This is a genomic window from Bradyrhizobium sp. LTSP885, from assembly GCF_000938305.1.
In the GTDB taxonomy this organism is placed as follows: domain Bacteria; phylum Pseudomonadota; class Alphaproteobacteria; order Rhizobiales; family Xanthobacteraceae; genus Bradyrhizobium.
Map to the genome: position 1 here is coordinate 93,450 of NZ_JYMT01000012.1, position 12,129 is coordinate 105,578.

10 protein-coding genes are annotated in these 12,129 nt (G+C 62.8%); 7 read left to right on the plus strand and 3 right to left on the minus strand.

What is annotated here, in order from left to right; genetic code table 11:
* The first annotated feature begins 100 nt into the window (after positions 1-100).
* The 6 genes from UP09_RS08360 to UP09_RS08385 are packed head-to-tail and all read left to right on the plus strand — an operon-like array spanning position 101 to position 8,174.
* Complete coding sequence (locus UP09_RS08360) at positions 101-3,091, plus strand: xanthine dehydrogenase family protein molybdopterin-binding subunit (RefSeq protein ID WP_044537604.1); 2,991 nt, start codon at positions 101-103, stop codon at positions 3,089-3,091.
* On the plus strand, positions 3,088-3,903 hold the full coding sequence (locus tag UP09_RS08365) for an FAD binding domain-containing protein (RefSeq protein ID WP_044537605.1): 816 nt from the start codon (positions 3,088-3,090) through the stop codon (positions 3,901-3,903). Before UP09_RS08360 ends, UP09_RS08365 begins: the two co-directional genes overlap by 4 nt.
* On the plus strand, positions 3,900-4,421 hold the full coding sequence (locus tag UP09_RS08370; protein ID WP_044537606.1) for a (2Fe-2S)-binding protein: 522 nt from the start codon (positions 3,900-3,902) through the stop codon (positions 4,419-4,421). Before UP09_RS08365 ends, UP09_RS08370 begins: the two co-directional genes overlap by 4 nt.
* Positions 4,414-5,964, plus strand: a complete 1,551-nt coding sequence (locus UP09_RS08375) for an AMP-binding protein (RefSeq protein WP_044537607.1) — start codon at positions 4,414-4,416, stop codon at positions 5,962-5,964. Before UP09_RS08370 ends, UP09_RS08375 begins: the two co-directional genes overlap by 8 nt.
* 28 nt (positions 5,965-5,992) lie before the next feature.
* The gene (locus UP09_RS08380) at positions 5,993-6,796 is read left to right on the plus strand and encodes an enoyl-CoA hydratase/isomerase family protein (protein ID WP_044537608.1); all 804 of its coding nucleotides are present in this window, start codon (positions 5,993-5,995) and stop codon (positions 6,794-6,796) included.
* Positions 6,797-6,842: 46 nt separating this feature from the next.
* Positions 6,843-8,174 (plus strand): MFS transporter, encoded by a 1,332-nt coding sequence (locus UP09_RS08385; RefSeq protein WP_044537609.1) that lies wholly within the window; start codon positions 6,843-6,845, stop codon positions 8,172-8,174.
* 321 nt (positions 8,175-8,495) lie between these two features.
* Here the strand turns inward: UP09_RS08385 and UP09_RS08390 are convergent, their stop codons facing one another.
* Both UP09_RS08390 and UP09_RS08395 read right to left on the minus strand, forming a co-directional pair.
* The gene (locus UP09_RS08390) at positions 8,496-8,870 is read right to left on the minus strand and encodes a tautomerase family protein (RefSeq protein WP_044537610.1); all 375 of its coding nucleotides are present in this window, start codon (positions 8,868-8,870) and stop codon (positions 8,496-8,498) included.
* Between the two features lie 53 nt (positions 8,871-8,923).
* Complete coding sequence (locus tag UP09_RS08395; protein WP_245301824.1) at positions 8,924-9,628, minus strand: glutathione S-transferase family protein; 705 nt, start codon at positions 9,626-9,628, stop codon at positions 8,924-8,926.
* Positions 9,629-9,758: 130 nt separating this feature from the next.
* On the opposite strand from UP09_RS08395, the gene UP09_RS08400 reads away from it, so the two are divergent.
* Positions 9,759-10,325, plus strand: coding sequence for a TetR/AcrR family transcriptional regulator (locus UP09_RS08400; RefSeq protein ID WP_044537611.1), 567 nt, complete (start codon positions 9,759-9,761; stop codon positions 10,323-10,325).
* Positions 10,326-11,305: 980 nt separating this feature from the next.
* On the opposite strand, the gene UP09_RS08410 is transcribed toward UP09_RS08400, so the two are convergent.
* Positions 11,306-11,914 carry a hypothetical protein gene (locus UP09_RS08410; protein WP_063840138.1) on the minus strand — a complete coding sequence of 203 codons (609 nt, stop codon included), beginning with the start codon at positions 11,912-11,914 and terminating at the stop codon, positions 11,306-11,308.
* Positions 11,915-12,129: the final 215 nt, after the last annotated feature.

Genomic DNA, 12,129 nt, shown 5'->3' on the forward strand with positions numbered 1-12,129 from the left:
GCGTTGGTAAGCTTCGAGACCCCCCGGCATGGTGGGCCAATTCCGCGGCTGACTAGGTTTCTCCCAAGCGCAGGAAAGCGCAGTGGGAGAGTTCCCCGGGATGAACGTCAATGCCGCGGCCGGCGCTTCAACGGCCAAACCCTGGGTCGGCCAGTCGATCCCGCGCGTCGAAGATCCGGCGCTGCTGTCGGGCCGTGGGCGCTTCATCGACGACATCGGCGTGCGGCCGGGAACGCTGCATGCCGCTATCCTTCGCTCGCCGCATGCCCATGCCACGATCGTTGCGATCGATACCGCTGCCGCAAAGCAGGCGCGCGGCGTTGCTGCCGTCCTGACCGGCGAGGATATCAAGGCGCTCACGGCGAGCCTTGTCGTCGGGGTCAAGGCACCGGTCGAGTGCTGGCCGATCGCGGTCGGCCGCGTGCGCTACGCCGGCGAGCCCGTCGCCATGGTCGTCGCCGAAAGCCGCTACCTCGCCGAAGACGCGATCGACCTCATCGACGCCCAATATGAGGCGTTGCCCGCGGTCATCGATCCCGTCCGTGCGATGGATCCCGGTGCAGCACTGCTGCACAACGGTTTTCCGCGCAACACCGCAAGCGACCGCTCATTCAAATACGGCGATCCAGAGCCCATCTTCGCGGATGCGAAGCGGACCATTGCGATCACGATCCGCTACCCCCGTAATTCCTGCACCCCGATCGAGACCTACGGCGTTATCGCCGAATATGATCCGGGCGAGCAGGCTTATGACGTGCTCGCCAATTTCCAGGGGCCGTTCAGTATCCATGCGGTGCTGTCGCGTGCCCTGAAGGTTCCCGGCAACCGGCTCCGGTTGCGGACACCGCCGGATTCGGGCGGTAGCTTCGGCGTCAAGCAAGGCGTCTTTCCCTACATCGTGCTGATGGCAGCGGCCGCGCGTGCAACGGGCCGCCCGGTGAAATGGATCGAGGACCGGCTCGAGCACTTGACCGCGTCGGTATCCGCGACCAACCGCGTGACGACGCTGCGCGCGGCCGTTGCCGATGACGGCAAAGTCCTCGCGCTCGACTGGGATCAGGTGGAAGATTGTGGCGCGCATCTTCGGGCACCGGAGCCGGCCACGCTCTATCGCATGCACGGCAACCTCACCGGCGCCTACGACATCCGTCATGTCGCCGTGCGCAACCGCGTCGTCGTCACCAACAAGACCCCAACGGGCCTCAACCGCGGCTTTGGCGGCCCACAGGTCTATTTCGCGCTCGAACGGTTGATGCAACGGATAGCCGTCGAACTGAAGCGCGATCCGGTCGAGATCATCTCCCGCAACCTTGTTCCCGCCGATGCCTTCCCCTATCGCACCGCGACCGGGGCGTTGCTCGATTCCGGAAACTACCAGCAGGCACTCGCGCGCGCCGTCAGCGAAGGCGGATTGGAGGCGTTGAATGCGCGGCGCGACCAGGCGCGCGCCGAGGGGCGAATCTACGGCATCGGCTTCACCGCCGTGGTCGAGCCGAGCGTCTCGAACATGGGCTACATCACCACCGTGCTGACCGCCGCCGAACGGCGCAAGGCCGGCCCCAAGAACGGCGCACAGGCAACCGCGACGATCACGATCGATCCGCTCGGCGGCGTTTCCGTGCAAGTCGCCTCGGTACCGCAGGGCCAGGGGCATCGCACCGTGCTCGCCCAGGTCGTCGCCGACGTGCTGGGACTGACGCCCGCCGACATCAGGGTGAACGCGGAACTCGACACAGCAAAAGACGCCTGGTCGATCGCGTCGGGAAATTACGCCAGCCGTTTCGCGCCGGCAGTTGCCGGAACCGCCAAGATCGCTGCCGAGCGCCTGGCCGGACGGCTGGCGCGCGCCGCTGCGGCAGGGCTGAACACCGAGAGCGACGACATCGCCTTTGCCGGCGGCTTCGTGTTCTCCAAGCGCAACCCCGACAACAAGTCGCCCTTTTCGCGGATCGCCGCGCTCAGCCACTGGTCGCCAGGCGCCCTGCCGGAGGGCATCGGACAGACCATCCGCGAGACGGCGTTCTGGACTCCGCCGGAGCTGACGCCGCCGGATGACCAGGACCACGTCAACTCTTCGCTCTGCTACGGCTTCATCTTCGACTTCTGCGGCGTAGAGATCGACCGTGTCACATTGCAGCCGCGCATCGATCATTACGTCACCATGCACGACTGCGGCACCATCCTGCATCCGGCGATGGTCGATGGTCAGGTCCGCGGCGGCTACGCCCAGGCGATCGGGGCTGCACTCTACGAGGAATATGCCTATGCGCCGGACGGATCGTTCCTGAGCGGGACCTTCGCCGACTATCTGCTGCCGACCGTGGCGGAGGTGCCCGAACCGCTGATCCTGCACATGCAGACGCCTTCACCCTTCACGCCGCTGGGCTCCAAGGGCGTCGGCGAAGGCAATTGCATGTCGACCCCGGTCTGCATCGCCAATGCCGTGGCCGACGCACTTGGCGTAGCCGACATCGAATTGCCGCTGCTGCCGGCGCGCCTCGCCGAAGCCGTGCGTGGCGCCGAAATGGCGGCACCATCCGGCACGAAGGCACCCGAGACGCGGCACGGTGATCGAAGGCTGTCCGGCGAGGGCAGCGCGAAGGTCGCCGCTTCCCCGCAGCAGGTATGGGCCATGCTGCTCGATCCAACGACCCTCGCCGCGGTGATCCCGGGGTGTCACAGCGTGAAGAAGCTCTCACACACGGATTTCACGGCGATCGTGACCATCGGAATAGGCCCGGTCAAGGGCCGCTATCGCGCGCGGATCGTGCTTTCCGATCTCGACAAGCCGGCCGGTGTCACGCTCGCAGGAAACGTCGACGGAGCCCTCGGATTCGGCTCGGGCAAGGGCCGGATCACGCTCGCCCCGGAGACCGATGGCGTAACAGCCGTGCATTACCGGTACGACGCCGAGATCGGCGGCAAGATTGCCAGCATCGGCGGCCGCCTGCTTGATGGCGCGGCCCGTCTCATCATCGGACAAGTCTTCGCGGGGCTGGCGCGGCAAGCCGGCGGCGATACGCCTGCCAAAGGCGGCGTGATCGCCTCGGCGCTGTCGAAACTGCGCAGCCTGTTCGGAGGCGGACGATGAAACCGGCCGCCTTCGACTACGTGCGTGCGGAAAGCCTTGATGAGGCACTCGACGTGCTCCGCAACGAGGGTGGCGATGCGCGCATCATCGCCGGCGGCCAGTCGCTGATGCCGATGCTGAACATGCGCCTCGCCAGGCCCCGCATCCTCGTCGATATCATGCGGCTGGCGGAGCTACGTAGGGTCGAGCCGCGCCAGGGCAACATCGCCGTCGGCGCTGCGGTTCGCCAGGCCGAGCTTCTGGAGTGGCCCGCGCTTGATCGCGACCTGACGCTACTGTCACTCGCGCTGCCCTGGACCGGCCACGCGCAGACGCGAAGCCGCGGCACCGTCTGCGGCTCCATCGCGCACGCCGATCCAAGCGCAGAGATGCCGCTGGCGCTTGTGGCGCTCGGCGGCGAGGTCGTGCTGCGCAGTGCAAGAAAGCGGCGGCGCGTTGCCGCACACGACTTTTTTCTCGGCGTGATGGCTACTGACCGCAACGACGACGAGATGATCGAGGCGGTGGAATTCCCCGCAACCAACGGACGGCGTTGCGCCTTCCGCGAAGTGGCGCGCCGGCACGGCGATTTTGCCATCGTTGCCTGCGCGGCTGTCGCAACCGAACGCGGCGTTCGGTTGGCCGTCGGCGGCGTCGCCGACATGCCGGTCGCGCGCGAGTTCGATATACTTCCAGCGAGCGCGCTCGACGGCGCACTCAACGCATTCGCCTGGGACCTCGACGCCCGCGACGATTTCCACGCTACCGCGCGTTACCGGCGCGACCTGGTACGGATGATCGGGCACGAATTGATCGCGGAGGTGACGCGATGACGCGCATGGCGGCGGAGCAGCGTCACCGGATCCGTTTCACGCTCAACGGCGAGGCGGTCGACCGCGCCTGCGAGCCGCGGATGCTCTTGACCGACTTCCTCCGCCACGAGATCGGCGCCACCGGAACCCATGTCGGCTGCGAGCATGGCGTTTGCGGCGCCTGCACCGTGAACGTCGATGGCCGGCCCGCGCGCGCCTGCCTCACCCTCACCCTCCAGGTCGAGGGCTCCGAGGTGCGAACCGTCGAAAGCCTCGCGGACAGGCAAGGTCGTCTCGGCCTGCTGCAATCCGCCTTCCGCCGGCACCACGCCTTGCAATGCGGGTTTTGCACTCCGGGCATCCTGATGTCGCTCGACGCGCTGTTCGCGCGCCGCGCGAATGCGGACGAGGCCGAAATCCGCGACGTGCTCACCGGACACCTGTGCCGGTGCACCGGCTATGCCCCGATCGTGAGGGCCGCGCTGGAGGCCGCGGCCGAGTTGCGAGGAGAAACCAATCGAGAGGCGGTCGATGCTTGACCTCGGAACCAGCTTCCTGGCCAGTGTGGCGCGCGATCCGGACGCCCTGGCGCTGGTCGATGGCGATGTCCGCCTGAGTTATGCCCAGTGGCTGAAACGGATATCTTCACTGGTCGCGGCCTTCGATCGGATCGGGCTGAAGCCCGGCGACCATCTCATCACCGCGCTCCAGAACAACTGGCAGGCAGCGACCGCACATTGGGCCTGCCAACTGGCTGGTCTCATCGTTACGCCGGTCAACTGGCGGGTGAAGGTCGACGAACTCGATTTCTACATCGAGAACTCGGAGAGCCGGGCGCTGATCTATCAGGACGTTTCCGAAGGCGCGGCGGCCGGTTCGACCCGCGCCGCAGGCCTGATCGTGATTCGCGCGGGCTCGGCGCCATTCAAAAGCGGGGAGCTCTCGCTCGACGCACTTTGCCACGGGGAGACGCCTGAGGCGACCGCGCGCGTGTCGGCCGAGTCGTGGTCGATCATGCTCTACACCTCCGGAACCACCTCGCGGCCGAAGGGCGTGCCGCGGCGTCACCATGCCGAGCGCGCGGCCGGGATCGCCCATGTCGCGCAAAATCTTTATCGCCGCGGCGAACGGACGCTCGGCGTCATGCCGCTCTATCACACCATGGGCGTGCGCTCCCTGATCGCGATGTCGCTGATCGGCGGCACTTTCGTCTGCCTGCCGCGGTTCGACGCACAGCGCGCGCTGGCGCTGATTGTATCCGAAGGGATCACCAATCTCTACCTGGTGCCGACCCTGTACCACGATCTCGTGCATTGCGAGGCCTTCGCCAGGTCCGACATTTCGCGCGTGCGCAAGCTGGGCTTTGCCGGCGCATCGATGACGGACGGGCTGCTGCGCAAGCTCGCCGACGCCTTCCGGCCCGATCTCTTCGTCAACCATTACGGCAGTTCCGAAATCTACACGTTTACGATCGACCAGGACGCGCCAGCCAAACCGGGCTCGGCCGGCAAGGCCGGCATCAACCAGCGAGTCAAGGTGATGAAGCTCAACGCGGCGTCGGTCAACGACGCCGCCGACGTCGGCGAGGAAGGCGAGATCGTGGCGCTGCTCGCCGGCGACGAATCCTTCGAAGGTTACTGGCGCCGGCCCGACGCCGATGTCCGCGCATTGCGCGACGGATGGTATTGCACCGGCGATACCGGCTATGTCGACCGCGACGGCGATATCTTCGTCACCGGCCGCGTCGACGACATGATCATCACCGGCGGCGAGAATGTCTCGCCGGTCGAGATCGAGAGCTGCCTGTCACTGCATCCCGCGGTGCTCGAAGTTGCGGTCGTGGGCCTGCCGGACGAGCGCTGGGGCAAGGCCGTCACCGCTTTCGTCAAGCGTTCGAGGCTGGTCACCGAGCCGGATCTCGACGAATTCTGCCGTGACTCCGGCCTTGCCGCCTTCAAGCGCCCGCGTCGCTTCGTGTTCGTCGACGCGATCCCGAAATCCCCGGTCGGCAAGCTGCTGCGGCGGCTGCTGGTCGCCGGCGAGTACCAGATTGAACCGATGCCGCCGTCGAACGCCGCATGACCCTCCCCCCCAAAAACAGGAACAAGACATGGCTGCTTACGAATTTGTCGACCCCTGCCTCTCGAAGCTGGACGGATTCCAGGTCGAGATCGATCCGGCACATGAGCGCGCCGATATCATCCTCAACCGGCCGCCCTACAACATCGTTTCGATGCCGCAGCGCGACCAGTTCCGTCTGGTGTTCGAGACACTGGACCAGGACGAGCGGGTCCGCATCATTGTCGTGCGGGCCATCGGCGAACACTTCTCCAGCGGCGGCAATATCGGCGGCTTCATGGAGGCGACCCCTGAGACGGTCTCCAAGCTCGCCTGGAACATTGCTTCGCCTGCTCGCTGCGCAAAGCCCGTGATCGTGGCCAACCGCGGCTACTGCTTCGGCGTCGGCTTCGAGCTGTCGCTGGCCTGCGATTTCCGCATCGCCTCGGATACCGCGCAATACGCATTGCCCGAACAGAAGCTCGGCCAGATTCCGGGATCGGGCGGATCCGCGCGGCTGCAGAAGATGATCGGCATCACCCGGACCAAGGACATCGTGATGCGCTCCAAGCGCATCCCGGCGCGCCAGGCGCTCGAATGGGGCATCGTTACCGAATGCGTCGCGGACAAGGATCTGGAGACCGCAACCGACAAGCTGGTCGATGAACTGCGGACGTTCGCGCCGCTCGCCCAGCGCACGGCCAAGAAGCTTCTCAACGACACCGAGGACTCGACGCTGGCGATCGCGATCGAGCTCGAAGGCCATTGCTACAGCCGGCTGCGCCAGTCGGAGGATTTCAAGGAGGGCGTCGAGGCTTTCAACGCCAAGCGGCCACCGAAATTCATCGGTCGCTGACCGGACCAGATCATTACACGACAACATATTGGGGGGAGATTTCGAAATGACCATTGCCGAAGTGCAAGACAACGGCGTAACGTCGGTCGCGCAAAAACGCCAGGCGACGAATGCGATCATCGCGTCCCTGCTCGGATGGTCGCTCGATCTCTTTGATCTGTTCATCCTGCTCTATGTCGCGCCCGTCGTTGGCAAATTGTTCTTTCCAACCAGTAGTCCGACGCTGTCGCTGGCCGCCGTTTACGCCTCATTCGCCGTGACCTTGATGATGCGCCCGGTCGGCGCCGCGATCTTCGGCAACTACGCCGATCTGCATGGCCGCAAGGGCGCCATGCTGATCGCCATTGTCGGCGTCGGCGTCAGCACCGCCGCGTTCGGCCTGCTCCCGACCATCGAGCAAGCGGGCCTGATCGCGCCCGCGATCTTCCTTCTGCTGCGGCTGGTGCAGGGTGTCTTCGTCGGAGGTGTGGTCGCTTCCACCCACACCATCGGCACAGAATCGGTATCGGCAAAATGGCGCGGCGCGATGTCGGGATTGATCGGCGGCGGCGGCGCCGGAATCGGCGCGCTGCTCTCTTCGTTGGTCTTTCTCATCACCTCGTCGATCTTCCCCGGCGACGAGTTCGCGGTCTGGGGCTGGCGCTGCATGTTCTTCTCGGGCTTGTTGAGCTCGCTGCTCGGCTGGTTCATCTTCCGCGGGCTGGAGGAGTCGCCCTTCTTCAAGGAACAGCAAAGGATCAAGGCCGCCGCGAAGACATCGGTTGTCACCTCGCCGGTGAAGACGCTGTTCAGCGGGCCTTACCGCAACGTGCTTCTGCTCAACCTCTTGATCACCTTCGGCGGCGGTGCCGGCTACTACCTCACGTCGGGTTATCTTCCGACCTTCCTCAAGGTCGTGAACGGTTTGCCGAATAACGTCACCTCAGTGGTCCTGATGGGGGCAAGCGTTTCGGCGATGGTTTCGGCCGTCGCTATAGGCGCGCTCAGCGACCTGATCGGGCGCAAGAAAGTGTTCCTGATCGTCGGCATCTGCACCATGGTGCTATTGCCCGTCTGTTATCTCTCGCTCGCGAAGGCAACCGACGTAACCACAGCGAGCTTCTACGCGCTGGCGATCGCCTTCATCGGCAATGCCGGCTATGCGCCGGTGCTGATCTTCCTGAACGAGCGTTTCCCGACCGCCATGCGAGCTACTGGCACGGGGTTGTCCTGGAATATCGGTTTCGCGCTCGGCGGAATGATGCCGACTTTCGTGTCGCTGGCGAGTTCGGGGACGGCGCAAATCCCGATGTCGCTCGCCGTCTTCGCGGTCGGCGTTTTCGCGATCTACACGCTGGGGGCCATCCTGAGCCCGGAAACCAAAGGCGAATTCCGCTAAAGAAGATCGGGCCAAGATGCCGCTGTTGAAATCAGGTCCGCCTGACAGGTCGCCAGAGCCGAACTCTGCCAGACGTCGCTGTTTCATGACCACACTCCATCTTTGAACAAGGACTAGAGTGTTGCGTTGATCAGTTGAACCCGCCGCCATGGGCGGTCATTGCGAGAAGTTGATCCGCGAGACGGCAGTGTCGTACCTGACGCGGATCCCCGCGATCGACTGAGAGAAGGCGGCTCCCATTCGAGAACCGCCTATCCTCACGCAGGCTGGCGAAGACCGCTTCGCCTTGCGGCCGAACTGCGCCAAACTATCGGCAGGCCATTACCAGGGCTGACCTTTGCCAAACGACCAGTCCTCTTTGTTGACGAACACCATGTTGATCATGATGTCGTCAGGACGTACGCCGAGCTTGCTGTTGAGTTCGTCGGCAATCTGCCGGTAGAAGGCAAATTTCAGTTCCTTGGTGTTGCCGACGGTGCTGGTCACCTGGATCAAGATGAAGTCGGGCGACCGATCCATACCCAGGAAGTGACGGTCGTAGATGAGGTTCTCGGGCGCGTGCTCATTGACGACAATGAAGCGGTCGCCATCCGGAGCCTTGAGGACGTTAACGATCCCCGCATACACAATGTCGGCGACTTTGGCGCGATAGTCCGCATGTTTTCCCTTGATCAGATCGATACGTGCAAACGGCATGACACTTTCCTTTGTTGAGGTGGGTTGAGAGACGGGTCGTTGCGGTGGTTGAGTTAGGGCCGGTTATCCAGTTCGGGAACGCCGCTGCTGCGATCGGCGTAAGCGGCCAGGAAGGTCGGCCGGCGCTGCCAGCGCTGCCAGAACGCATCGATATGTTCGAAGCGCTCGTCGAGCGGCGTCGCGTTGACCGGGAACTTTGAGAAGGCGATCGCGGTCGCCATGGTGATGTCCGAGAAGGTCGGTTGCTCGCCGCCGAGCAGCCACTCTCGGCCGTCCGACAGATGCTGGTTGACGAGGGCCGCATGGGCCAACGCCTCTTTGCGGCAATGCTCGCCCCAGGCGTGATTGGTCGTGAGTTCGAGCTTCGGCCCCAGTCCCTGATGGAGCACATGAAACGCGGTGACGATCCGGTAGAGGATGTGCACCCAGATGCGGTTATCCCACATGTTGTCGAGACCCTGGTGCTCCGGGGTTTCACCCAGGATTCGCCGACCGGGGAAAGCCTGGTCGAGATAGCGGACGACGGCGGCGGTTTCGGAAATGAAGGTGCCGTCGGGCAGTTGAAGCGTGGGAGTTTCACCCCATGGGTTCATCTTCAAATGACGCCACTGCCGTTGTTCGCCAACAGGCGACATGTCGTAGACGCGTTCGTTGAACTGATCGGCGATGCCTTTCTCGTGCAGGAAAATTCGCAAGCGCTGGGGGTTCGGAAAGGCTGAGGGCGACGTGAAGAGGTTGAGTATCGTCGTCATGGTCATGGTTCCCTGCTTAGAGCGATCTGCGTGACTCTTACCTGTCGTCAGGTAGGTATCTCTTGATCAGAGCTTTAGAGCTTCCCTTTTTCGATGTCAACACCTATCTATCGTCAGGTAAGAAAGGGAGACGGTGATGGTTGCGGACACGAATACCAAGGAGCGGATCATGGAGGCGGCGCGGCTCACCGTGCAGGATCTTGGCTATAGCGGCCTTAGTTTCCGCGAGTTGGCGAAGGACGTCGGAATCAAGAGTGCCAGCATTCACTATTATTTTCCGAGCAAGGGCGAACTGGGAGCGGCATTGGCCAGTCGCTACACGAAACACTACGCTGAATATTTCGATGGGCTACTTGAGCAAGGGCTCGATGCCCAAACCTGCATGGCGCGCTACACGGATGTCTTCGCTGACACTTTGCGCAACGAAAACCGCATGTGTCTCGCCGGGATATTATCGGCCGAGCGCAACGAACTTCCGGATGAAGTTAGAACCGAGGTCGTCAAGTGGGGTGATATGAACGAGCGTTGGATCGCACGGGTGTTGGCAATGCGCAATTCCCCGAAATCCGAGGAGATCCCGCGTCGCGCACGTGCTATTTTCGCGGCAGTCTCCGGAGCGCAGTTGATTGCCCATAGCCGCGGCGATGTCTCGATCTACGAAGAGATCATCGCCGCATATGGAGCAAGCGGCTTAATTCCCTGATCGTGCTTCCACCAACAGACGCCCGAGCGCAGCGCACGGAACGAGCCACCGAAGCCTATACTCAAGATTGAATGTCGCGTTTGCGCCAAGAGCGGCCCTCCTTGGATCGACGCCTAAAAGGAAGGTGTGCCCGCCAACGTGTGTCGGTCACAACGGCTGCGCAGAACGGATACTGGGTGATGTCCGCGCATTGCCTACGTCACATTTTTAACAGTGGGCCCGGTGACGGACATCCCCTCCTCTGCACGATGTTGATATTGATGCCGTTCGTGATGGTTAGCTGAAAAGCTACGGTCTAAATCCACGGCATCAGCTGAGCGCGATGTTGTCCGGCAGCTAGTTGCGCTCCTTGAACGTCGCGATCTGTGTGGGGGTACCCGCTGCGATCCAGCGTAAGAAACCGCTGCGCCGATCCTCAACCCGGCGCGGCGGCTTTTACTCAGTCACGCCTCGCTCAATGGCTTGCCTTCGGACGTGGACTTCAAGATTGAGCCGCGCTGCGCGCATGATACGCGCTCGTGTCGCGTCGCCGTCCAGCTCATTGACCATTCGCCGGAAGCGAGCCCGTCGCCACGCCTCGACGCGGCGGATTCGAACGATAATCACCTCGGCCGCGATCTGAGTTCTTGCCGTTTGCTGGGACATTGTATCGCCTGCACGTGTGCACGAGACGTACAACAACTGAAATCAGTTGTCCGGCTACCATTTCCGCCCACCTAGGACCGTTCCTTCGGCACAGGCAGTGCGGCTTTGAGCCGATCACGCCCAAGAGCAGCGTCGATCTTGTCGCTCATCCGTTGGAGCAAGGCTTCTGCCGAGCCGGTTCGAATGCCAGCTCGCGCCGGCGTCAAAATCTCCTTTCGCTGGCGTCCGACCTCTACGCGCATGCGCCCGATTTCGCCTCGGATGGCTGCCTTTCCCAATTCTACATTTCGGGCCAGCGAGGCTGCTGGAGCCAACTCCACGGCCAGCTGTTCAGGTTACATTGGTGGCTTGATACCCTCAGCGCCGATCACGACCGCTGCGGCTTCAGGGCTGTCCTTTTTCATAACGACGAAGACCTTTCGCCCAATCGCAAGCTCGCCGGCCGATGGCGCCTTAACGAAGGCAACAACTTCCGTGCCGTCTGGGACTGTAATTGTTTGTTCTCCGTTTTTGTAGTTGAGCTTGAGCACACGGTCGGTCCCGACGTTATCGACCTTAGCGATATTTGCGTTCGTCATTGCGTTCGGTTTGGAATCGAGATCCCATGGATAATGACCCTCGGCCAGACCTCGCAAGGATTCATCGAAAACATGAACCTCGCGTGCGACACGTTTACCGTCTTGCTCGACGGACGTGACACCGACAAACCTACCGGTCTGTATGGCATTCATATCAGTTTTTGTTACCAGGAAGAGTCCCGCGTCGCCAGCGAGCTTGATCGACACTGTCTCTCCTTTGGCGTTTTGAACGCCGATCGTTCCGTCCTTGACGTCGGTCAAGGTGCCGCGGATATGCGCCTGCGCGAAGGCTGGCGCGGACACCAGCAAACCGGCAACAGCCGCTGCAGCCGCAATCGATACCCTCAGAGCCCGAGATATTGGCATTTGATCGGCCTCCCTCGTTACGCTCCGCATTGGTGCGGAGGCCGCGCATCCGACGCTCCGGGCCGCAGTTAGTCAATTGCCCCAGCGCGAAAGATCAGGATTGACTCTCAAACAACCAAATCGCCAATTTGTCCTTTTTCAGCCCGATCTCAACTAGGCGACGGATGGCGTCGCCGACCGCCGACGAACAGACACAACTTCAAATGTTGATTTCG

Coding starts and splice junctions, on each gene's coding strand:
- UP09_RS08360 (WP_044537604.1), top strand. CDS start 101: ATGAACGTCAATGCCGCGGCCGGCGCTTCAACGGCCAAACCCTGGGTC.
- UP09_RS08375 (WP_044537607.1), top strand. CDS start 4,414: ATGCTTGACCTCGGAACCAGCTTCCTGGCCAGTGTGGCGCGCGATCCG.
- UP09_RS08370 (WP_044537606.1), top strand. CDS start 3,900: ATGACGCGCATGGCGGCGGAGCAGCGTCACCGGATCCGTTTCACGCTC.
- UP09_RS08385 (WP_044537609.1), top strand. CDS start 6,843: ATGACCATTGCCGAAGTGCAAGACAACGGCGTAACGTCGGTCGCGCAA.
- UP09_RS08390 (WP_044537610.1), bottom strand. CDS start 8,870: ATGCCGTTTGCACGTATCGATCTGATCAAGGGAAAACATGCGGACTAT.
- UP09_RS08365 (WP_044537605.1), top strand. CDS start 3,088: ATGAAACCGGCCGCCTTCGACTACGTGCGTGCGGAAAGCCTTGATGAG.
- UP09_RS08400 (WP_044537611.1), top strand. CDS start 9,759: ATGGTTGCGGACACGAATACCAAGGAGCGGATCATGGAGGCGGCGCGG.
- UP09_RS08410 (WP_063840138.1), bottom strand. CDS start 11,914: ATGCCAATATCTCGGGCTCTGAGGGTATCGATTGCGGCTGCAGCGGCT.
- UP09_RS08395 (WP_245301824.1), bottom strand. CDS start 9,628: ATGACCATGACGACGATACTCAACCTCTTCACGTCGCCCTCAGCCTTT.
- UP09_RS08380 (WP_044537608.1), top strand. CDS start 5,993: ATGGCTGCTTACGAATTTGTCGACCCCTGCCTCTCGAAGCTGGACGGA.